This is a genomic window from Haladaptatus sp. CMAA 1909 (assembly GCF_043952005.1).
GTDB lineage: Archaea > Halobacteriota > Halobacteria > Halobacteriales > Haladaptataceae > Haladaptatus.
On record NZ_JBIOAV010000003.1, the window covers coordinates 130384 to 151618 of the forward strand.

The window sequence follows — 21235 nt, forward strand, 5'->3', positions numbered from 1 at the left end:
ACCTCAGCTACCTTGATGGCGCTGCGACGTTTCGAATCGGATAGAGAATGCCTATCGAGTTGAACGGGTCACGGACAACTGCCCGCGTGATGGTCGAAGACGAACAGCTCGTCGAATCGGGGTGTTTAGCCCAAATTCAGGAGCTCATCGATCATCCGGCGTTCACCGAACCGGTGCGGATAATGCCGGACACTCACTGGGGCGCGGGCGCGCCCATCGGATTCACGATGCCGCTCCCGGACCGCGTGGTACCGAACATCGTCGGCGTGGACGTCGGCTGTGGAATGTGCGCGACAAACCTCGGCGACGACCTCCCCCTCGCGGATGCGGAGCGCGAACGCCGCGTCCGCGACGTCGTTCCGATGGGCCGGGACGTTCACGACTACGACGACGCGCCACATCTCGTGAACGAGTTCCCCTTCAAGCGGGCGAACGAGGTGTTTGATGGGTTCAACGCAGCCTACCGAGAGCGCTTCGGTCGGGACATCGACCCCATCTCGTTCGACTTCGACGGCTACGGCGCGGCGTACTTCAAAACCCTCTGTGAGCGCGTCCTCGCCGGACAGCGGCAGGGAATGGGCTACGTCATCAAGAGTGCCGGGACGCTCGGTGGCGGCAACCACTTCGTGGAGTTCGCACGCAGTCAGGAGTCGGGTGACTACTGGCTCGTCATCCACAGTGGGTCGCGCTACCTCGGCATGGCCGTCGCCCAACACTGGCAGGGACGCGCCTCGGATTACCGCGCGGCCGAACAGATACGGGACGCAATTCCGGACGGCTACGAAGAATTCCTCAAGTTCGACCCCGAAAGAGCAGGCGACGGCGAAATCTTCACGTGGGTCACGGGCGGCATGGGCGAATCGCACATCCGTGCCGAACGGATTCGGGAGGCCTTCGACGGCGGCGACATCGAGGACGCCTTCGACACGCTCTCAGGGTCGAATCTCCGCCCCGATATGGAACGAAACGATGACCTCGACTGGCTGGACGGCCGGGAGGCACACGGCTACTACGTGGACATGCTGTTCGCCCAGCAGTACGCCCGCTGGAACCGGGAACTGATGAGCGACGCCATCTGTAGCGCGATCGGCGTCGAACCGATCGAACGCTTCCAATCGACGCACAACTACATCGACTTCCGCGACATGACGATTCGGAAGGGCGCGACGCCTGCCCGCGAGGACCAGCGACTCGTCGTCCCGTTCAACATGGCCGACGGGTCCGTCATCGCCCGCGGGAAGGGTAACGAGGAGTATCACTCGACTGCCCCGCACGGCGCGGGTCGGACGATGAGTCGCGGTGACGCTTTCGACACGATTTCGATGGCGGAGTTCGACGAGGCGATGGACGGCGTCTACTCCGAATCGGTGGTCGAGTCGGTCCGCGACGAAGCGCCGATGGCGTACAAACCGGCCGACGCGATTCGAGAAGCAATCGAACCGACCGCCGAAATCGAGGAGCGGTTGGACGTCGTCCACAACCTGAAAGCGAAGTAAACGATCACGGGTCGGATGGCCCGAGGGATTCTGCCTTCCGTGCGTATAGAACTAATAGGGCCCCAACGAATCGCCCACCAGGGAAATGACATCTTCGAATACTTCCTTCGACTCGATTCCCGGTCTACCGCGACTTCGACGGTCAGCACACCGAATCGCGCCAGCAATCGGACTCGCCTTCCTTTCTCCGCTCGTCGGGGAGTATCTCCTCGGGAATACATCGATCGTCGCACTCGTCGACATCTGGTTCTTTCTGCCGATTTACGGCGGTGGGGCGGTCCTCATACGCGAAATCACGCGCCGTTCGGGGCGTGGATGGCCGACCGTCCTCCTGCTGGGGTCGGTCTTCGGAGTGATACTAGCCGGACTCATCGACCATTCACTATTTCATCAGGACTTTCAGGGACGGATCGTCCGGAGCCCGGCATACATCCCCGCGGTAGGGATTAGTGCCGAGAACGCCCTCGTCTTCGTGGTCGGTCACGTCGTCTGGAGTATCGGCATTCCGATACTCCTCGTCGAATCGTTCCTTCCGGAACGACGAACGACGCCGTGGATCGGCAAAACCGGATTGGTGATTACGGGCCTCCTGTTCCTCGTCTTCGGGACTCTTCTCGAATACGGAATTCGACTCGAGGAGGGATTTTTTCCGTCGACACCGCAGGTGGTTGGAACGGTCATCGTAGCCGTTGTCGTGAGCGTGGTCGCCTTCACGGCCGACGGGCGGTTCGTTGGACGGAACGATCGGCAGGCACCGAACCCGTGGGTGGTCGGTATCGTCGCGTTCGGTGCCTCCAGCCTCTGGATGGTACGACCCGATATCGTCTCGGTTACCACATCGGCTCTCCTGATTGAATCCGTTCAGGAGTGGCTGGCCGTCGCGTTCGGGATACTATTGATTGGAGCGATGATACTCCTGATCGGAAGCTGGTCGCAACGAACGGACTGGGGTGAGATCCATCGGATCGCCCTCGCGGGTGGAGCGATGCTAACCTACGCTTGGATCAGTTTTGTATTGGTTCCGTACGGTGGAGTTTCGAAGACGGTCGATTTGGTCGGTGACGTCGTGTTCACTCTCGGTGCGGTTCTCCTCATCATCGTCGCCGCTCGTAGGGTGCGTCGGACGGCAGAAGAGAAGCTCTGATTCACTCGCCCACCCCGTCGTACAGAACGATCCAACCCACCGAGTTGGACGACGACCACCCCTTCTCAGGTGGTTCCGTTCCTCTCACTTCGTTCACTCCGGTACCTGCGGGCGATAGCCGTCGTTCAGCGAGACGCAAAGCGTCTCGCCAGCCCCAGTCCTCGCCCGCTTCACCGAAACGAGACGACCGATAGATGGTCGCCTCGTTTCGCCAACGCGCGCCACGATAGAAGTCCGAAACAAGCGAACTGAAGGCGTTACTCCTGCGATTCCGGCGCGTAGGTATCCCCGGTGATGAAGACGGGGAGATCGGTGTCGCGCGCTTCGCGGTCGATGCCGTCGAGCCAGGTTCGCACCTTCTCGTGGAGGCCGCGTTTCGTCCGGAAACCGTCGTACTGCACGTCGTAGCCGTAGGGTAGTTCGTTCACCGTCGCGCTGCTGAACGTCTCGTCCAGATAGAGGCCGATTCGCTGGCCGGGTTTGTGCGTCGTCGCCGGATTGCCGCGCCGGAGGTGAAACTCGCCGAGGATGGCACCGGTTTCGGTTCCGACGCCGGTCGTGAGGCCGCCCCGCGTGAACAGGAACAACACGGCGTCGCTGTGGGCCGCGAACGCGACGGATTGGGCGAGCGGGTCCATTCCCTCGGCGGCGTCACCCGCCGCATTCGCTTCGCCCGCCTGTTCGTGTGTCGGGATGTCGATGTCGGTGGCGATGAACGCCCGGCAGTCGTGGCGTTCGCGGAGTTCCCGACAGAAATCGCGGAGCGCGCGTTCCATATCACCTCGGCCGTCGTCGGTGACGTGGCGGTCGGGGTCGAACAGCGGGTCGTCCTGAAACGGCGTCTTCAGTTCGTCGCCGTCGTCGTAGGCGTAGACCGCATTGAACGCGGTGTAGGGACCCATAACGTACACCGTGAAATCGTTGTGGCTTCCGAAGTTCGGCGGAGTCGGTGCCTGCTCCGCCAAGATGTCGGCTATCGGCCGACCGTCGTACCGAAAGTTCGTCTCTCCGTCGAACATTTATTCGTGGTTTCGAGGAGGCGAGGAAATAGCTACCGACAGCGGAATCGACAACCAAATATGACATTAAAAAACAAAGAAAAAGTTCAGTTTAATCGGTAGGCTGATGTGTCCCGGCGTTCTATGTACATCCATCATGGCCGCAGAATCGACACCGACCCCGGACGACGAACGGGACATCGAAGAGTACGTGGACCAACGACTGTTCGGCGACAGTTTCGGCACCCTTGCCGACCACGTCGCACGCAAAGCGGCCCTCGGCGACGCGCGGCGCTACTCCGTGCTCTTTCTTCTCTACGAGCGCGAGGAACTCTCGCGCAAGGCGCTCGCGGACGCCATCGACGACCCGAGTTTCGACATCACCCACCACATGTGCGAACTGATAGACGCGGGTCTCATCGCCCGGACCGGTGCCCCGGAGGGTGCAGACGGTCGGCAGACGTTCTACAAAATCACGCATCCCGGTCGGCAGGAAATCGAATCGGATTACGAAAACGTCACGGGACACGCCCCGTAGCGCCCGCTGTAATCGAGCGAGCCATCCGGCGCAGAAGGGACTGATAACCGAAACGAAATCGACGATAGTTCTTGCAGTTCACCGTCATCGACCGTCCGTTCATCGTCGGGACATTCTGGAGATTACACGCAGATATCGTCAATGTTCAAAAATAAAATCAACGCGTCCCGCTAGTTTCAGCATTAATTTCAAGATAGAACGATTAGAAATCGAAACCGTCAATGCACACCGCTCGGTGTATATGCCGATGCGTTCCAGACGCCGTTTCCTGCAGGCGGTGGGAGCAGGTGTCGCCGTCGGGATAGCGGGCTGTAACACCGAACGGCGAGACGCCCCGAGGACGAAAACGGAAACCACCACGTCAGAGACCACCACGACGGATACCACTACCACGACCACTACGGCAGGGGAGGAGACCACGGACCCGTCGAGCCGGCTCGGTTGGTCTGCCGCCGCGCCGCTCCCAAGGCCACAGAGCGACGTCGGAAGCGGCGTCATCGGCGGAACGTTGTACGTGTTCGGCGGTATCGAATCGGACCAAGGGCTCGCCGCGGTCGCACGGACGTACGCTTTCGACACGGCGACTGAGGAGTGGAAACGCGAAGCGGATCTCCCCCGGGCGCTGTGGGGGAACGCCGGGGTTGCCACCGAGGACGAGCTCTTCAGTTTCGGCGGCGCGCCCGCTGACAGCCCGTACGAAACCGGCGAGCCGCCATCGGACGAGATTTTCGTGTTCCGGCCCGGCGACGGGTGGGAGAACCTCACCGAAGCGATGGACTGTCGCTGCCCGTATCGGAATTTCGGGATGCGCGGTGTGTACAACCCCGAAGACGGCCTCATCTACTGCGTCTCCGGGGGAACGGACGTGAGTACGCGTGATACCGCCACGAATCACGGCGCGCCGTACGGGAGCGTTGGAGCATACGACGAGTACCGCGTTTGGACGTTCGACCCAGAGCGCCTTCGGGTCGTGGACGACGAGTTCACACGATTGCCGGAAGCGAAGCGATGGTCGTCAATCGCGTTGGTCACCGACGACGACGGACCCGCGATTTACGCCATCGGTGGCTGGCGCGGGAACAGCGGGCCGACGGACTCGAACGTCCGAATCGACCCGCGCACCGGCGAGGTGACGGCGATGCGGCGAACGCCGCTCCCGGGCATGTACTCGGCGAACACGAACCCGGTCATCGACGGACAGGTGTTCCTCTCGCACGGCCTCTTCACGCGGGGAGGGTACACGATGGACAGCTATCGAGTGTTCTGCCACCGCTACGACCCCATGAACGACGAATTCCACACGGACCTTCCGAAAGCGTCGCACATCCGAGTGGGCGCTGCGGACGGCGTAATCGACGGCATCCTACACATCGTCGGCGGTCACATCAAGCCGTTTCAGGGCGACAAGGGGCACGACGCCGTGACGTACCACGAACGGTTTCGCCCGGAAAACGACTGAATCAATCGTATGTCGCGATATTATCGGGACGAAGATGAACGGTAGTGTTTGGGCGATACTCTACCAGTAGTAGTTCAACAGGGCTGCTATCTTTCAAAAGACAGTTCTATGTGGATTGCTGGATACACAGCCTGTAGTCACCACTAGCCCTACTTATCACCCCATTCATGCATAAGCTTATATTTTTATTATTATTATTATTTAGAAGAGGTCTGAAACTGACATTAGGTATAGATGTCGAACGTACCAGCCTCTGAGCACATACAGGAGATTCGTCTCCAAAGGATCAATTGGATCTCCAATATATGTTGGCCGAAGAAAGAAATATATGTGTCACACTCATTGTATGGGGTATGACGGACGACACTCACCGCGATGGTCCACCCCCGTTCGATAGGCCCTTCGAGGGTGAAGATACGAAACAACGCATGTACAGCGCGGTGCTGCATGCCCGAGAGCCGATGACCGTCTCGGAGATTGCCGAGCGGGCAAACTGCTCGGAAGAATCAGCGCGGACACACCTGTCCTTCTACGCCGACCTCGGCATCGTCATTCACCATGAGGGCCGGCCAGTTCGGTACGAGCGTAATAATGACTATTTCGAGTGGCGGCGAGTCAACATACTGGCACGGGAGAACACCGTTGACGAATTACAGGCCCACGTGTCAGAACTGACCAACCGAATTGAGGAGTACCGTGACAAATACAACGCTGACTCACCTGCCGAAGTCAACGCCCTCGAATTCGACGCGACACAAATTGACGACGTATACGTGGACCTCGGCGACTGGGCCACCGCTATCGAGGAGCGCCACCTAAACGAACGTGCTCGGAGAAAGGTCGCAGGGTCCACGGCCCCATCACACAGCTGACGATGGTGCCAGTAGATGACGGCGCGAGCCCAGCGCCGATAGACCGGTCGGTGTTAGAGCGAATGCAGTCTCGATTCGTTGGCAGTCGTATGATTGCGTCCGCAGAGATAGTCGAAGAGGGAAACCTGTACCTCCATGTTCAATTATCCCGAGAGTATTACCCGGGAGAGGTATCAGCTTGCTTTGAGATTCGCTGGTACCGAAACGATGACTTCAACGTCCACTACCAAGAACAGCGGCGGGATACCGAGTGGAAATGTCGATGGGACCGGCATCCGAACACGCACAACTCACGCGACCACATCCATCCGCCGCCGGCCGCGAGCCGTAATGATGCTGAAGACGCTCAGTGGCCGTCGGATCATCGGGATGTGAGCCGCCTCGTCTTTGATCGCATTGAGAAACGTATAGAGACACTTTGGGAGCAGCGATAGGAGATGGACTTTCTCGTCGTTTTTAAGGAGGACGCTGGTAGAATATATTCACATCTACTTACCGAAAATCTGTTTTCGATTGTAGCTCTCGGACTGAATAAAGAAATCGCGCTACTAACTACTATTGATTAGCAATGTGTTCACTTAATGGTTTGTACCCCTGCCTATCGGATTCAACCCCGGGGTCAAGCCCCGGGGCATTCTCCTAAACCGCCTGTAAAGCAGTCGTGGACTTCGGCGACGTCGACATCGTCCACGGTGACTCCGGCCTGTCCGTAGGCCTCCACGGCGGCGTCACGGGCGGCCCGCGTTTCGGGAAGCGACACCTTGTCCGCCAGCGGCACCGCGTCGGTTCGGTGTCCGATGCCGGTAACGGACACCGGTTCCCCTGAGAAACTGTCCGCGAGATCGTCCGAGACGACGAGGACGGCCGAGGCACCGTCGGAGAACGGACAACAGTCCATGAGGTGGAACGGGTCGGCGACGACCGAACTCTCCAGCACCGATTCGACGTCGGTGTCGCGGCCGAAGTGTGCCTTCGGATTGAACTGCCCGTGGTAGTGGTTCTTAACGGCGACTTCGGCGAGTTCCGCCTCCGTCGTGCCGTATTCGTGCATGTGGCGCTTCGTGAGCAGCGCGAACACGCCGGGGAACGTCAGCCCGGTCGGTTGTTCGTACTGACGGTGAGACGCGCCCGCGAAGATACGCGTCATCTCGCCGGTTCCGAGCCCCGTTTTCGGGGTACAACGTTCGACGCCGCCGACCAAGACGACGTCGTGGATTCCCGATTCGACCGCCTGCACGGCGTGTTTGAACGCGTTCGAGGAGGTCGCACACGCGTCCTCGAACCGCTGGCAGGGAATTCCCTGTAGCCCGGTGTGCGTCGCCAGTTTCGGCGCGAGGTGGGTGTCGGATTCCGTTTGCCCGCCCAATGCGTTTCCGAGATAGAAGGCGTCGATTTCATCTCCCGCGATACCCGCATTGTCCATCGATGCGAACGCGGCGTCCGCGAACAGTTCCTCCAACGGCCGGTCATGCGGGCCGAACGGCGTCATTCCGCCCCCGACGATGGTAGCTCGTGTCACTACACCCCTTTCCCTCGAGGAGTGTCAATAACCCACCGACCCACCGTGTGGAGTAGAGCGAAAAACAAGGGCAAATCCCGTCAGTTCTCCTCGAGCTCCTGGGTCAACCCTACAATCGTGTCAGCCGAAATCCCCGCCTCGCGGAGGATGCTTTCGGTGTGTTCTCCGTGTTTCGGGAATTGCATCGGAACCGACGGACCGTTCGGGTTGAACACAGGAAATCCAATTCGAGGTGGAACGTTACCAGTCTCGTCATCTGATTTGACGGCCATTCCACGTGCATGTGCCTGTTCGTGGTTGAATGCTTCAGAAACCGTGTAGACGCCGCCGACAGCCGTGTCCACGTCGTTCAGTTCATCGAGCCATTCCGCCATTGATTTCTCCTCGAACACCCCGCAGAGGGTGTCCCGCACAGCCGTGCGAACCGCCGAGTCGTCGCTCAGGTGCCGGTCCACTAATTCGGGGTGGCCGACGGCCGAACAGAGCGCCTCCCAAAACTTCGGTTCGAGCGCGGCGACCGTGAGGTAGCGGTCGTCGGCGGTACGATAGATATCATAGCAGGGAAATTGGCCGGTTAACATCGTTCGTCCCGGTCGTGGCGTCGTTCCGGCGAGCGCGCCACTGGCGAATACCTGTGCGAACGATAGAATCACGTCGGTCATCGCCACGTCGAGGTATGTCCCGCTGGTTCCGTGTTCCCGCGATAGCAGCGCGCTCACGATGCCGAACGCGGCGAACAGCCCGCTCGCCATGTCGACCATCGGATAACCCGGAATTGTCGGTTTCGAGTCCTCGTCCGGGCGCGTCATGTCGAGAAGGCCGGTGAGTCCAGCATAGTTCAGGTCGTGACCAGCCCGACTCGCGTTCGGTCCTGTCTGACCGTACCCCGAGAGTGAGACGTAGACGAGGTTCTCATTGTACTCAGTCAGCGTCTCGTAGTCGATTCCCAACCGCTCCGTGACGCCGGGACGGAACGTCTCGAAGACGACGTCCGCCGTCTCGACCAGTCCGTAGAATGCCTCGCGCCCGGCGTCGTCCGAGAGGTCGAGGGAGACGCTCCGCTTGCCTCGGTTGACCGCCTCGAAAATCTCCCCGAACCCGCTCTCGCCGATGGGTTCCATCGACCGGGCGTAGTCGCCGCGTCCCGGTTCCTCGATTTTGACCACCGTCGCGCCGAGGTCGGCGAGGAGTTGCGTCGCGTACGGGCCGGGCAGGAGTCTGGAGCAGTCGAGAACGCGCACGTCATCGAGTCGCATACGGGGAGAAAGCGGGGGAGCGATAAATCGTTCAGGGTCACGGGCCGGCGGAGGAGAAATGTGATGAACCCAATCCTTCAAACGATTCGCCCCCAATCGTGGTGTATGGCCGTTTCGGGAACCATCGACGCACACGTTCACCTCATGCCACCGGGACTGATGGCGGCGATTCGGGAGTCCCTCTCCCGGGAGGCTGGGTGGACGTTCGACCATCCGACGGAACGCGAGGCGATGGAAGCACACTTGCGCAAGGCGGGAATCGAACGGTACGTCGCGCTTCCCTATGCGCATAAACCGGACATGGCGGCGGAGTTGAACGATTGGGTGCTGGCGGAAACGAACGCGTCGGAGATGGGGATTCCGTTCGCCACGGTACACGGAGAGGACGACGTCGAACGCGTCGTGAAGGAAGCGTTCGAGTCGGGTGCGCGAGGGCTGAAGTTCCAGTGTCCGGTACAGGAGTGCGGCCCGGCGGACCCGCGCCTTGACCCGGCGTTCGAGTTGGCCGCCGAGTACGACCGACCCATCATGTTTCACGCCGGGACCGCACCGATGTTCGAATCGAGTCCCCACGTCGGGGCAGACCAGTTCGAGGAGTTCGTCGAATCATACCCCGAAGTGCGCGCCTGTGCGGCCCACATGGGTACGTTCGAGGCGGACTCCTTCATGGACTTCGCGCGGGACCACGAGTCGGTGTTTCTGGACACGACGATGGCGCTCTCGCCGCGCTCCGCGGACGTGTTGGGGTTCGACGCCGACGAGATCCCCGACGAGGCGTTGGTCGAACTCTCCGAATCGGTCATGTTCGGCACGGACTTCCCGAACGTGCCATATCCGTACGAGGAGGAACGGCGGGGACTGATGAAGCGTGAGTTACCCGCGGACACGTACGAGGACGTCTTCCGCCGAACCGCGGAGCGGTTTTTGGGTGAACGGGCGTAAAAAACGATCGTGAGAAGGGAAGTAGCAAGCGGACGGCGACCCGTGCCAAGCGTTCCCACAATCGGTCAGCAGCGTTATTGTATGCCGCTGTCTCCTCCCGCGTAGAGTCCCGAATGAGTCCCTCACGCAGCATGGATAGCAGACTTCCCGGCGACGACACACCCACTCGGTCGGACCGTTTGTGGCTCGGTGTCGCGCTGGGAGTCGGCATGGCCGTGTTCGTCTCCTATCTCCTCCTCTACCGCTATCCCGCACACGGTGCGGGACTGTACTTCGCGATGGCAGACCAAATTCGCTCGCATGGCTATCGAATCCCCCATACGATTTCCGGGTACACTGCCGATGGCGTCCCGTTCGCGTATCCGCCACTCGTCCCGTACCTCATCGCCATGGTCCGCGATACGACGGGACTTGACCGCATCACGCTCGCTCGGTACGTGCCGGGACTGCTGACGGTCGCGTACCTCGTTCCGTACTACTATCTCGCGCGGGAACTCCTCGAGTCGAAGTCGAGCGCCGGTATCGCCGCGGTCGTTCTCGCGACGACGCCCGTCGCCCTCAAGTGGCACCTCGCCGCCGGCGGCATCCTCCGTTCGGTGGGGTTCCTCTTCACGCTAACAGGGCTGTACGCGGGCGTTCGGATGTACAAGCACGGAGAGGAACGATGGCTCCTCCCGTCGATGGTGCTGTTCGGCCTCACGGTACTCACCCACCCGGTGTACACGACGTTCTTCGGGGTGAGCTATCTGCTTCTGTTCCTCTCCTTCGACCGGTCGCGTCGCGGGTTGGTGTCCGGTGTCGCCGTCGCAGTCGGCGGAATCGCGCTCGCGTCGCCGTGGTGGGTTCACGTCGCTTCGGTTCACGGCCCGGGGACATTCACCGCCGCGGCCGGAACGCACGCCGGGCTTATAGGGGGGATTCCGCGACTCCTCGGCTCGTTCGTCTATCCGCTGTTTCCGAGCGTCGACTGGCCGTTCTACGTCCTCGCGTTCGGCGGAACGGTGTGGCTGTGTTACCGACGGCGCTTTTTCCTCCCCGTCTGGTTGGTTGCGACGGGCTACCTGCTGCGGCAGAACCGGTTCCTCTTCGTCCCTGGCGCGATGGCCGCCGCGGTTTTCGTCGTAGATGTCGGCGTTCCGATGGTGCAAGAGAAGGCTGGGACGAGAATCGGCACGCCGTCCCGCCGTCACTTGCTCCCGTTGTTGTTGCTCGTCTGTTTCGGCATCGCGGCCGTCGGGAGCGGGGCGGTCACGACGGGCGATGCGGGTCCGGCGGTCAGGAAGGGCGGAGCGCTCCCGGCACCGTACATGAACCAAAACGACGAGCGGGCGATGGAGTGGGTGACGAAAAACACCCCGCGTTCGGCGCGGTTCGTCGTGCTGGGCGACGCCGCCGAGTGGTTTCCGGCGTTCACCCACAGAACGAGTCTCGTCAGTCCGTGGGGCGTCGAGTGGCGGGGGAAAGAGCGATTCGAACGCCAGAAGGAACTGTACGACACCATCTCGGCCTGCGGAAACGCTACCTGTCTCTCGCGGAAGCTGGCTACCGAGAACGTCCGACCGGACTACGTCTACGTTCCCAAGGGTAGATACACGATACGCCGCGATGACCGCGTCCAGTCGGCGGCGATGCGGCGAACGCTCGTCGAATCGGAGGAATATCGCCTCGCGTACGAAAACGACGGCGTGATGATATTTCGGACGAGCGGTCGTCGGTCTGGAGAGCGATGAACTGATTCGCTTTTAGGTTCGCGGTGGATTCGTCTACATATGGTCTCCGGAATTTACGTCCAACTCGCGGTGAGCGACGCGGACGGGTGTCCCGCCGCAGCCATCAGCGAGGGGGCGGAAATCGAGTCCTTGACCGTGGACCGACACGCCACCCGGACCGCGACCGAAGTCGTGGGTGAACTAACTGTGGACGATGCAGATAGCCTCGGTACCGAACCGGACGGAGCGACGGAGGTGTTCGCCGACGACACGAAATCCGTGTATCGGTACAGCCACGACGACAAGTGTCCGTGTCAGCGCCTGCCGAATCACGGGTGTCCCGTGCGCACCCTCCGGGCGGAGTCAGGACGCCTCCTCGTGTCGTTCATCGCTCCGGACCGCGAAACGCTTCGCGGAGTCGTCGCCGACCTGCGTTCGTGTTGTGGGAGCGTCTCGGTGAACCGCCTGACACAGTCTGGGGATACCACCGAACCGTCGTTGCTGTCGGTGGACCGCGCGGCGTTTACCGACCGACAGTACGAAGCGCTCGAAACGGCCCACGAGATGGGATACTTCGAATCGCCGAAGGGGGCGACCGCCGAGGAGGTCGCGTCCGAAATCGGGATCGCCGCACCGACGTTCCTGGAACACCTCTCGGTCGCTCAGACGAAACTTCTCGACCAGTTGCTGTCGACTTAGGATGGGGGGGACGTGCCGTGTTCCCAACCAACTCGGTTCGAATGCGCATTCTGTTAACTGAATAAAGGAACTAAGTCCCCTTTTCAAAGAGCAACGCGAACGAGTAGGGAAGGGGTACAGAATTCACAAGAGTGACGCTCTGTACGCAAACGAGTCCCTCGAGTCTCGTCGACGCTGTTATCGTCTATCTTACACTGTACTTCAGCAGTTCTACAGACCTACCGGTATCTTAATATTTATCTATAGTCTATACAATAATAATAGATCGGTTTGAAATTGAGGAACATGAAGTCCTGGACGGTACCGCCAAACCGTCCGGAAACAGCGCCCACGTCATCATTCCTACACGTTGGCGTGGAGCCGACGTGAAAGTCGTTCGTGTCTCTCACCCCGATTCCGACGAATAGTCCATGCAGTACAATTACAAATATCGACTCGAACCACCGAACGGCATCTGCCAAGAGCTTTTGCGTCATGTCGATATTTGTAGGCAACTGTACAACCATTGCTTGTTCAAACTCAACGGATCCAACGACATTCCTGCCCGATACAAGCTACAGGGGCAACTCCCCGGCCTCAAATCGTGGTGGGATGACCTCCGGGACGTTCACTCGAAGGTGTTACAGATGGTCGTCAAACGCGTCTACGACAACCTTTCGACGCTGAAAGCGCAGAAAGAGAACGGACGCGCTGTCGGGATGGTCAAGTGGAAGCGACCTCGGGACTATCGTTCGCTCACATACAATCAAACCGGCTTCAAGCTCAAGAATACGAGCGGTCGGCCAACATTATGGTTGAGCAAACTCGGTGAGATACCGATTCATCTCCACCGAGATATTCCCGAGAACGCAACCATCAAACAGATCACAGTCAAGCAAGAACCGACCGGCAATTGGTTTGCCACGTTCGCGGTTGATATTGGTGAAGAAACGCCCGAGAAACCGGACATTCCCGAGAAGTGTGTTGGTATTGATGTCGGCATAGTCAAGTACGCCCACGACACCGATGGTCACGCTGTCGAATCGCTTGACCTTCGGGACGAACGTGAGCGATTGGAACGTGAACAACGGAAGCTCTCTCGGAAGCAACACGGATCAAACAACTACGAGAAACAACGACGGCAGGTGGCAAAGTGTCACGTCAATATCCGTCGGAAACGTCGAGATTTCTTGCACAAGTTGTCAAACTATTACGCCCGAGAGTATGATCTTGTAGCCGTCGAAGACCTGAACATCGCCGGAATGATGCAGTTCGATTCGAACTCGCGCAATCGAGCGGCCGCCGCATGAGGTACGTTTCTGCGGATGCTCAACTACAAGTGTGAACGCGAAGGAACGCACTACGTTGCTGTAGACCCACGAAACACAACGAAAGAATGTGCGTCGTGCGGTATGAAGATAGCCAAACCGCTGTGGGTGCGTGAACATTCGTGCCCATCGTGTGAATTTGAAGCGGATAGAGACGCGAATGCGGCATGGAATATCCTTGCCCGCGGTCTGAAGAAGGTAGGAGTGGTTCACTCCGATTCAATGCCTGTGGAGACTGCGCTCCCTACGGACACCGTCGTGTCTGCAAAGCGCGTCATCGAAACAGGAAGCCCCCTCTGCAACGCACAAAGTGCGTAGGGTGGGGTAGTTCATATAAGCCCGTGTATGGTAGTGAAAGGCGTCTTCGGAATCCGCACCCACGCTAGCGGTGACGATGTCACAATCAGTCTATCGCGAAATCGGTGGCCGAAGCGCGGTCGAAGTCGTCGTCGCGGATTTCTACGACCGAGTGTTATCCGACGAGCGATTGATTCCGTACTTTGACGGAATGGACATGGACGAACTGCGCGCTCATCAAATCCAGTTCATCAGTTCGGTCGCGGGCGGGCCGGTGGAGTACTCGGGTGCGGACATGCGCGAAGCACACGCTCACCTCGACATCGACGAAACCGACTTCGAAGCGGTCGGCGCGCACCTCGAAACCGCGCTCCGGTCGAACGACGTGAGTGAGGAGAACATCGAGAAGGTCATGGACGAAGTCGTCGCGCTCAAAGAGCCGATTCTCGACCGATAGTCGTCGCATCACGCCGGTAGCTTGGTCGGAAAACCGACGGGAGGGCGATGGAATGACGACGGACGACAGTGGGGAGACGGGAAGACCGACAAATACCGTCACCGAAACTGCCGTAAACCGTCCGTTTATCCCTCCGAACGGATTGTCTCTAGCCATGAACGGAGATTCGTTTTCGCGCTGTTCGAACACGACGGAAATCGGAACGACGGTGGGTACGGAGTGAGCAACGACCACGACACCCGAACGGTCGTGCTCAGCCTCATCGCGGGCGTCTTCTTCGGCGGCGTCGGCGGCGGTGTCGCCTTTCCGACGCTCCCGCGCCTCGGTAGCCTCCTCGGTTTTTCGGCGCTGACCGTCGGTATCATCCTCGCAATCAATCGCTTCACCCGAATGCTGTTGAACACCCCCGCCGGGACGATTCTCGACCGGTTCGGAACCCGGCGACCCATGCTCGTCGGCTTCACGCTCCAGGGGCTCGCACCGTTCGGCTACGTCCTCGGACTGACGGACTCGTGGACGAACGGAGTCACCGGAGTCCTCCCGCTGACGGCGACCGCCGCGAGCGCCACGACGTTCGCCGGGTCGCGCGTGCTGTGGGGCATCGGGTCCGCGTTCGTCTTCGTCGGCGCGTTCAGCACGGTGACGAAGGTGACGACGCGGGAGAACCGCGGAAAATGGACGGGGTACCTTCGCGGCGGCCAGAGCCTCGGTTTCCCCGCGGGGTTGGTCGTCGGCGGACTCGTCGCGAACCTGTACGGGTTCACTCCGGCGTTCCTCGTGGCAGGAGTTGCCGGGTTGTTCGCCGCGCTCGTGGCGTTTTTCGTCCTTCCGGATTTGAACCCGACCGTCGAGAACGACACCGGACTCCGCGAGATTCCGGGTATCGTGGCCGCCGACGTTCGCGTCCTCTCCGTGGGCGTGGTGAACTTCGTCGTCCGATTCCTCTTCGCAGGGGTCCTCCTCTCGACGGTCGTCGAGTACGCTGCCGTCGTCGGCATCCGCATCGGCTTTCTCGACGCGACGGGAATCAGCGGCGTCGTGATGGCCGTCAGCGTGCTGTTTTCCAGCGGAACCACGCTGGTAGCCGGACCGGCGTCCGACCGCGTTTCCAACCGCGCGTTCGTCTCGATTCCGTCGCTCGGCTTTCTCGCCGTCGGGTTCGGTCTGCTCGCACTCGTTCCGTCCCTCCTCGGAACGTTCGTCGGCGTGGCCGTCATCGGCATCGGCGTCGAGGCCGTGAACATCCCCCTCCTCGCGTATCTCGGCGACATCAGCCCCGAGGACGACGTGGGAAAACTCGGCGGCGTGTACAACGTCTTCGGCGACTTCGGTTCGACGGTCGGCCCGCTCGTGGCGCTCCCCTTCGCGGTTCGGTTCAGCTACACCACGGAGTATCTGGGTTGTGTGCTGTTGGTGGTTCTGACGGGAGTTCTCGCTTCGCTCACGTTGCTCGGTAACGAAGGCAGCCAGCGCCCCATCTCCGTCCCCAGCGACGACTGAGGGCGGTTTCAGTCGGTCGGTTCGACCGTTGTTCGGTCGGTTCGACCGTCTTCTTGGGTCAGGTGTCCCGCACCGCCGTCCGAAGGAGTCCAGCGGAATCGGACTCCGACGGAGTTCGTATCGATAGCCGCAACTCCCAATCGTTGGCATCGACCGAGCGCGCCCACTCTATCGACACCGAACCGGAGTGAACGCGGCGGAGTTCGATGGCGAGCGGAAGCGTCGGGAGATACCGGTCGTCCCCGTTCAACGCGTACTCGGTGAGTCGGACGAGCCAGTCGCGTGAGGATGTCGCGATGTCCACGGCGGTAAGTCTGTAGTCGGAGACGATTGACACCGAAACGAGATATTCGAACACGGTCTCCATCGTCGCCCCGTTGTCGACGGTCGGCGGCAATCCGTCCGCCGCCGCCGACAGCACGCGACCCTGTTCGTCCTCGGAAAGCCGGTCGGTCAGCTCCTCGACCATGCTTTCGAGCAGGACGAGACAGAACTCGTCGCGGTCGGTAATGGACTCGGCGGCGTCGAGATAGACGTCCTTGACATCCCCCTGTGCCTTTAGGCGTAGGAATCCTCACGTTGGGGGTCTCGGCTCATGCCGATTCACCACGTAAGCGACTTTCCGCTATACCGGGAGCGTACTCTGGTGTGTGCGCACTTCTTTGGAACTGTCGTGAGGGTATGGCGTCCCCGACCACTCGTGGTCGTTCCACTCGAATCGCACGGGCCGTGCCATCGGCCTTGGTTCGTGTTCTTCGTCTTGCTGTCTCAGGAACGTCTCTGACGCGGCGAGGTCGGCGTGACCGTCGAATCCACATGGGCAGGTGAGCGAATCTCCCTCTCGGATCGTCCGATCAGTTGATCTACACGCCGGACATGTCTGAGAGGTCCACGCTTCCGACGCTTCTTCGACTCGGATTCCGTACTCCTCGGCGGTACATTTGAGGCGCTCGATGAACGCACGAAACGCCCAGAAGTTGTGCGTCTTTGCGTTCGCTCGCACCGACCAGTGAGTCGAAAGTACTCCCGTGAGCTTGCCTACCCAGATCGTCGAGACTCCCTCGTCGTACAATCGCTCGACAAGGTCTCGGATGAGTGCGTTCTGCAGATGGTCACGCCTGTTCGTCCGACCGCGATACAGCGACCGAATCCGCTTTGATGAGTAGCGTTTCTCGGTGAGTTTTGACTGTAGTCGAGCGATTTCGAGTGTCGTCTCTCGAAATCGCTTGAATTGGTCGCGTCCGTGGTAGAGGTACTGCTTTCCAGTCGTTGTACTGCAAGCGACGAGGTTGTTCGCACCAATGTCCAGAGCAGCGGTTTCGTCCGCTAATAGTGTTCCAAGTCGAGAATGAGAATCCGCCACCTCGACCGGCTGAAATGCCCTGTATTGATCCGATACTTCGTCATACTTGATCTCCAACTGGCACTGCTTCCCCTCCCACCGTGGTTCGCCCGCAACTTCGAGGCGAAGGCGCTCTTGATATCCAAGGCCGTACTTGTCTTTCAGGTCTTCGCCGACAGGGATTTCGAGACGCGACCGATCGCTGAACTCCAGCGTGTAGGAATCGTTGCGGATGTGAATCATGAGCATCCGCCCGTCCTCTTCGTTGCCGCGATACCCCGGCAGATTCGCATCGGGGTTATCCTCATCGAAAAACGACCGCCATGCTTGGTCGTTCTTGCGAATGACGGTTCGAGTCGTCGCGGCTCCGAGGACGTTGTTGTAGCGACCGTAGCAGTCGTCGGCGTCCCAGACGCTGTCGCCGTCGAAGAAGTGTTGTCGGCGGTTGGCCGATTGTGCTTATCGCTTGACCTCCACCTAAAGACGCAGGTATGCGCTCGTATTCATATCAACCGACCGAATTCAACATATATGAGGTGTCCAAAACGGAGAGATAGCAACCCACAGACGTTCGAATAAGTTTAGGCTATCCAAAAAATCTTAGGTCATCCAGAAAAAAACTTTTGACTTTAGAAAGGTATATGTGTCTGGCGCACGCAGTATTAGTTGCAATGAGCATTCAGGAGGAAGTTCGGCAGGAAGCCGGTACGGTCGAGGAGAACCCGCTTCGCCTCGACGTCGACAAGGCAGAACAGGTGATCGACGCGTTGAATACGGACCTCGCGGACGCATACGTTCTCTACCACCAGTTACACAAACACCACTGGAACGTCGAAGGTGCGGAACACCTCCAGATCCACCTCTTCCTGCAGGAAGCCTACGAGGAAGTCGAGGAGGCAGCGGACGAAATCGCGGAGCGCGTTCAAGCGCTCGGCGGCGTTCCCCACGCGAGCATGACGGCGCTCTCGGCGGCTTCGACGGTTGAACCCGAGGACGAGGACGTCTACGACATTCGGACCTCGTTCCGGCACGACTTGGGCATGTACGGCGACATCATCGAGAGCTACCGCGAACACATCGAACTCGCGAACGGACTCGGTGACTACGCAACCGAGGAGATGCTTCGGGAACAACTCGAAGACATCGAAGAACACGCACACACCATCGACCACTACCTCGAAGACGACACCCTCGTCCTCGAATCCGCGACGCACTGAGCGGATTTTACGATTTTAAACCCACAAGTAAAACAAGTCGAGTATCTCGGTGACTGATTTCGAGGCCGTTCACCAGTCTTGGACGCGGCGCTGGTCGAGATTGTCATCCAGTTCCGTGAATCTGTTATCGTCGATGAGAATCTCGTACACGATTTGGGAGTCCTCGACGAGCCGATTGAGCAGATTGATACCGCCCGAACGACCTCGATTTTCCTTTTGGATATCGATGAGACCGAGAAACGCCTGTTCTTTCAGGATATCACGAAATCGCCGCTCGGAGAGCGTGTCCAATTCGATAGTCTTGCAGATGTTCGAATACTGGCGATAGACGAGTTGCGTGGCGAACTCCTCCTGTGCCGAGTTGTTGGTGAGAATCGAAAGCGCCAACAACACCGCTTTTGCCTGTTGTGGAACCCCCTCGATGAGTTCCTTGAAGCGGTCCTTTTCCGCTTCGGTACGCGCTTCGCGGACGTGGGTTTCGGTCACCTGCTCTGCATCCTGCTTGTACGCCAAGTTTCCGGAGTGACGAAGGATGTCGATCGCTTTCCTCGCATCACCGAAGTCCTGTGCTGCAAAGGCCGCACAGAGGGGGATGACGTCGCTCGTCAACACGCCGGATTGGAACGCGTCCGTCCGATTTTCCATTATCCGTTCCAACTGGGTGGCATCGTACGGTTGAAACGCCATCTCCTTCGGCTGAAGGCTCGACTTCACCCGTTCGTTCAGATCGTCCGCCCATTCGATCTTGTTGCTGATCGCGATGACTCCGATACGACAGGATGTACTGCCGGATTCGCCGGCCCGAGAGAGTTTCATCAAAATGCTATCGTCGATCATCAAATCCGCTTCATCGAGAATGATGATGACGACGTCGTATTGGAGATCCAAGACGGTCCAAAGGCGTTCATAGTAGGCCGCAGTGGAGAGACCGGTTTCAGGAACGCGAAGTTGCGTCACATTCGGTTCGTTATAATGGCGTGCAAGCGTCGATACGGCCTGAGTCTCCGTACTATGCGTCGAACAATCGACGTATGCCGTACCGATGCTGACGCCGTCCTTCGCTAACTCCTTTGCACGTGATGTGACGTGGCGGGAGACGAGTGATTTCCCGGTTCCGGTTTTTCCGTAGATGATCACGTTTTCGGGGGAGTGTCCGTTGACGGCACTTCGAAGCTCCTCTGCCAGCATTCGAATTTCGTCATCTCGACCGACGATACGGTCGGCGCTCGGAACGTGATCGATTTCGAGCAAACTCTCGTTCGCGAAGATGTTATCCTCTTGCTCGAAGATCTCGCGAGCGACATCGAACCCGTCATCACCCCCGTCCGTTCGAAGTCGGGATCGGCGAGGCTCGTTCACGCGGGGTAAATTCATACACCAACTAACTGTAACGACTTACATAAATCCTTAGGTCGTTACACGACCTTGTTTCCGATGTTAATTCCAACGATAGCCGATACTGTAGCCACTTAGTGACGGATCTCGTAGTCGATCGGGTTACGACTGTGTTTCCGACGTTCGTTCCTCTGTCCACCCCTTGATTCCGATGTTTTTACCGACTTCAAGCGTTCTTCCGATGTATTTCGGCAGGTTCTCACTCACATCGAACCATCCTTCGTTCCGACGTTTGAATCGAGTTGGCCCCCTCTTTTCCGATGTTCTTAGAAATTCATCGAAGAAAGTATTTTCTACCCCCTCCCCCCGCGTTTCCGACGTTATCCTCTAGTAGGGACGCTAGAGGGAGAACACCCACACCCCCCGTGTTTCCGACGTTTCTTCTAGGGACTTTTGGCGACCATCTACGACCAGCAAAGACGCCATAGAGCTCTCTAGTCGCTGTTCCATCCCTCCAATCGCTGTTTCACCCCTCTAGTCTCCGTTTCGTCGGAATGCCGGAATTCCGTCCACCCGTTTTGCCTCTCACTGGTCGGTCCGACAAAGCCGCTCCCGTAGAATCTCATAGAACGTCGGAAACGTGGGGTGTGTGTGCTTCCCCTACTCTCCCCGACGAGATATCGAAGCCGTGCCCGACAGAACGTCGGAAACACGGGGGGTGGCCGAAGTATCACCGGCGGTCTCACCCGATTAACGTCGGAAACGTGGGGTGGTCACCCCCCGGCCGGCGGAGTTCTGTACGCGTCTCAACCGCCAACGGGATGAATCACCATCCCAGACGATGCAGTCGAGACGTGATGAATGGTACTCGCGCAATTCGAAAGGTGTCACCGTTCATCAAGTCCGATAGAAACCACGTTTACGAGAGGGAAAAGCGGAAGAAAACGGCCCGGGTTCGAAGTTAGCGGTGTGACGAGACGACCACGTCAGTCGAAATCCACCCGTCCGTGTTGCCATCTTCGAGGAAGACGAACCGTTCGGGGCGCGTTTCACAGAGGTTGATGTCCGGCGTCGTCGGGGTATGAGCGTGGGTCGCTTCGTCAACGGGCCGTGAGTTGACAGCCATCGGAGATTTTTAGGGAGGCCTA

The 21235-nt window shown here is 59.3% G+C and carries 18 protein-coding genes and 3 pseudogenes; 14 read left to right on the forward strand and 7 right to left on the reverse strand.

What is annotated here, in order from left to right; genetic code table 11:
- Positions 1-47: 47 nt before the first annotated feature.
- Positions 48-1496, forward strand: coding sequence for an RtcB family protein (locus tag ACGYLY_RS22615; protein ID WP_395285042.1), 1449 nt, complete (start codon positions 48-50; stop codon positions 1494-1496).
- 85 nt (positions 1497-1581) lie between these two features.
- Positions 1582-2640, forward strand: coding sequence for a hypothetical protein (locus ACGYLY_RS22620; RefSeq protein WP_395285043.1), 1059 nt, complete (start codon positions 1582-1584; stop codon positions 2638-2640).
- A 257-nt stretch (positions 2641-2897) separates the two neighbouring features.
- On the opposite strand, the gene ACGYLY_RS22625 is transcribed toward ACGYLY_RS22620, so the two are convergent.
- Positions 2898-3659 carry a hypothetical protein gene (locus ACGYLY_RS22625; RefSeq protein WP_395285044.1) on the reverse strand — a complete coding sequence of 254 codons (762 nt, stop codon included), beginning with the start codon at positions 3657-3659 and terminating at the stop codon, positions 2898-2900.
- 136 nt (positions 3660-3795) lie between these two features.
- On the opposite strand from ACGYLY_RS22625, the gene ACGYLY_RS22630 reads away from it, so the two are divergent.
- The 4 genes from ACGYLY_RS22630 (at position 3796) to ACGYLY_RS22645 (ending at position 6941) form a co-directional block, all read left to right on the forward strand.
- Complete coding sequence (locus ACGYLY_RS22630) at positions 3796-4176, forward strand: hypothetical protein (protein WP_395285045.1); 381 nt, start codon at positions 3796-3798, stop codon at positions 4174-4176.
- Between the two features lie 247 nt (positions 4177-4423).
- Entirely contained in the window at positions 4424-5635 is a 1212-nt protein-coding gene (locus ACGYLY_RS22635; protein ID WP_395285046.1) for a kelch repeat-containing protein, read from the forward strand.
- A gap of 353 nt (positions 5636-5988) precedes the next feature.
- Positions 5989-6507 carry a transcriptional regulator gene (locus tag ACGYLY_RS22640; RefSeq protein WP_395285047.1) on the forward strand — a complete coding sequence of 173 codons (519 nt, stop codon included), beginning with the start codon at positions 5989-5991 and terminating at the stop codon, positions 6505-6507.
- 89 nt (positions 6508-6596) lie between these two features.
- Positions 6597-6941 carry a hypothetical protein gene (locus tag ACGYLY_RS22645; RefSeq protein ID WP_395285048.1) on the forward strand — a complete coding sequence of 115 codons (345 nt, stop codon included), beginning with the start codon at positions 6597-6599 and terminating at the stop codon, positions 6939-6941.
- A gap of 212 nt (positions 6942-7153) precedes the next feature.
- Here the strand turns inward: ACGYLY_RS22645 and ACGYLY_RS22650 are convergent.
- Positions 7154-8026 (reverse strand): annotated as a pseudogene (locus tag ACGYLY_RS22650) (thiolase C-terminal domain-containing protein); the annotation flags it as partial.
- 80 nt (positions 8027-8106) lie between these two features.
- The gene (locus ACGYLY_RS22655; protein ID WP_395285049.1) at positions 8107-9282 is read right to left on the reverse strand and encodes a CaiB/BaiF CoA transferase family protein; all 1176 of its coding nucleotides are present in this window, start codon (positions 9280-9282) and stop codon (positions 8107-8109) included.
- A 105-nt stretch (positions 9283-9387) separates the two neighbouring features.
- Here ACGYLY_RS22655 and ACGYLY_RS22660 point away from each other — a divergent pair, with 105 nt between their 5' ends.
- From ACGYLY_RS22660 to ACGYLY_RS22690, 7 genes and pseudogenes are all read left to right on the forward strand, one after another.
- The gene (locus ACGYLY_RS22660) at positions 9388-10224 is read left to right on the forward strand and encodes an amidohydrolase family protein (RefSeq protein ID WP_395285401.1); all 837 of its coding nucleotides are present in this window, start codon (positions 9388-9390) and stop codon (positions 10222-10224) included.
- Between the two features lie 113 nt (positions 10225-10337).
- Positions 10338-11954, forward strand: coding sequence for a glycosyltransferase family 39 protein (locus tag ACGYLY_RS22665; RefSeq protein WP_395285050.1), 1617 nt, complete (start codon positions 10338-10340; stop codon positions 11952-11954).
- 39 nt (positions 11955-11993) lie between these two features.
- Entirely contained in the window at positions 11994-12632 is a 639-nt protein-coding gene (locus tag ACGYLY_RS22670; protein ID WP_395285051.1) for a helix-turn-helix domain-containing protein, read from the forward strand.
- A 260-nt stretch (positions 12633-12892) separates the two neighbouring features.
- On the forward strand, positions 12893-13039 hold the full coding sequence (locus ACGYLY_RS22675) for a DUF2080 family transposase-associated protein (RefSeq protein ID WP_231186616.1): 147 nt from the start codon (positions 12893-12895) through the stop codon (positions 13037-13039).
- A 3-nt stretch (positions 13040-13042) separates the two neighbouring features.
- Positions 13043-14257, forward strand: a pseudogene (locus ACGYLY_RS22680) (RNA-guided endonuclease InsQ/TnpB family protein).
- Between the two features lie 76 nt (positions 14258-14333).
- Positions 14334-14693 carry a group 1 truncated hemoglobin gene (locus ACGYLY_RS22685; protein WP_395285052.1) on the forward strand — a complete coding sequence of 120 codons (360 nt, stop codon included), beginning with the start codon at positions 14334-14336 and terminating at the stop codon, positions 14691-14693.
- A gap of 219 nt (positions 14694-14912) precedes the next feature.
- A complete protein-coding gene (locus tag ACGYLY_RS22690; protein WP_395285053.1) occupies positions 14913-16193 on the forward strand; it encodes an MFS transporter in 1281 nt (426 codons plus the stop codon).
- 58 nt (positions 16194-16251) lie between these two features.
- On the opposite strand, the gene ACGYLY_RS22695 is transcribed toward ACGYLY_RS22690, so the two are convergent.
- Positions 16252-16662: a hypothetical protein gene (locus tag ACGYLY_RS22695; protein ID WP_395285054.1), complete on the reverse strand. Its 411-nt coding sequence runs from the start codon at positions 16660-16662 to the stop codon at positions 16252-16254.
- A 156-nt stretch (positions 16663-16818) separates the two neighbouring features.
- Positions 16819-17979: pseudogene (locus ACGYLY_RS22700) on the reverse strand (RNA-guided endonuclease InsQ/TnpB family protein); the annotation flags it as partial.
- A 227-nt stretch (positions 17980-18206) separates the two neighbouring features.
- On the opposite strand from ACGYLY_RS22700, the gene dpsA reads away from it, so the two are divergent.
- Positions 18207-18752, forward strand: a complete 546-nt coding sequence (gene dpsA, locus ACGYLY_RS22705) for a DNA starvation/stationary phase protection protein DpsA (RefSeq protein ID WP_395285055.1) — start codon at positions 18207-18209, stop codon at positions 18750-18752.
- 69 nt (positions 18753-18821) lie between these two features.
- Here the strand turns inward: dpsA and ACGYLY_RS22710 are convergent, their stop codons facing one another.
- Together ACGYLY_RS22710 and ACGYLY_RS22715 are read right to left on the reverse strand one after the other, a co-directional pair.
- Entirely contained in the window at positions 18822-20126 is a 1305-nt protein-coding gene (locus ACGYLY_RS22710) for an orc1/cdc6 family replication initiation protein (RefSeq protein WP_395285056.1), read from the reverse strand.
- Between the two features lie 922 nt (positions 20127-21048).
- Positions 21049-21213 (reverse strand): hypothetical protein, encoded by a 165-nt coding sequence (locus ACGYLY_RS22715; protein ID WP_395285057.1) that lies wholly within the window; start codon positions 21211-21213, stop codon positions 21049-21051.
- Between the last annotated feature and the right edge of the window lie 22 nt (positions 21214-21235).

Coding starts and splice junctions, on each gene's coding strand:
- ACGYLY_RS22615 (WP_395285042.1), top strand. CDS start 48: ATGCCTATCGAGTTGAACGGGTCACGGACAACTGCCCGCGTGATGGTC.
- ACGYLY_RS22620 (WP_395285043.1), top strand. CDS start 1,582: ATGACATCTTCGAATACTTCCTTCGACTCGATTCCCGGTCTACCGCGA.
- ACGYLY_RS22625 (WP_395285044.1), bottom strand. CDS start 3,659: ATGTTCGACGGAGAGACGAACTTTCGGTACGACGGTCGGCCGATAGCC.
- ACGYLY_RS22630 (WP_395285045.1), top strand. CDS start 3,796: ATGGCCGCAGAATCGACACCGACCCCGGACGACGAACGGGACATCGAA.
- ACGYLY_RS22635 (WP_395285046.1), top strand. CDS start 4,424: ATGCGTTCCAGACGCCGTTTCCTGCAGGCGGTGGGAGCAGGTGTCGCC.
- ACGYLY_RS22640 (WP_395285047.1), top strand. CDS start 5,989: ATGACGGACGACACTCACCGCGATGGTCCACCCCCGTTCGATAGGCCC.
- ACGYLY_RS22645 (WP_395285048.1), top strand. CDS start 6,597: ATGATTGCGTCCGCAGAGATAGTCGAAGAGGGAAACCTGTACCTCCAT.
- ACGYLY_RS22655 (WP_395285049.1), bottom strand. CDS start 9,282: ATGCGACTCGATGACGTGCGCGTTCTCGACTGCTCCAGACTCCTGCCC.
- ACGYLY_RS22660 (WP_395285401.1), top strand. CDS start 9,388: ATGGCCGTTTCGGGAACCATCGACGCACACGTTCACCTCATGCCACCG.
- ACGYLY_RS22665 (WP_395285050.1), top strand. CDS start 10,338: ATGAGTCCCTCACGCAGCATGGATAGCAGACTTCCCGGCGACGACACA.
- ACGYLY_RS22670 (WP_395285051.1), top strand. CDS start 11,994: ATGGTCTCCGGAATTTACGTCCAACTCGCGGTGAGCGACGCGGACGGG.
- ACGYLY_RS22685 (WP_395285052.1), top strand. CDS start 14,334: ATGTCACAATCAGTCTATCGCGAAATCGGTGGCCGAAGCGCGGTCGAA.
- ACGYLY_RS22695 (WP_395285054.1), bottom strand. CDS start 16,662: ATGGTCGAGGAGCTGACCGACCGGCTTTCCGAGGACGAACAGGGTCGC.
- dpsA (WP_395285055.1), top strand. CDS start 18,207: ATGAGCATTCAGGAGGAAGTTCGGCAGGAAGCCGGTACGGTCGAGGAG.
- ACGYLY_RS22710 (WP_395285056.1), bottom strand. CDS start 20,126: ATGAATTTACCCCGCGTGAACGAGCCTCGCCGATCCCGACTTCGAACG.
- ACGYLY_RS22715 (WP_395285057.1), bottom strand. CDS start 21,213: ATGGCTGTCAACTCACGGCCCGTTGACGAAGCGACCCACGCTCATACC.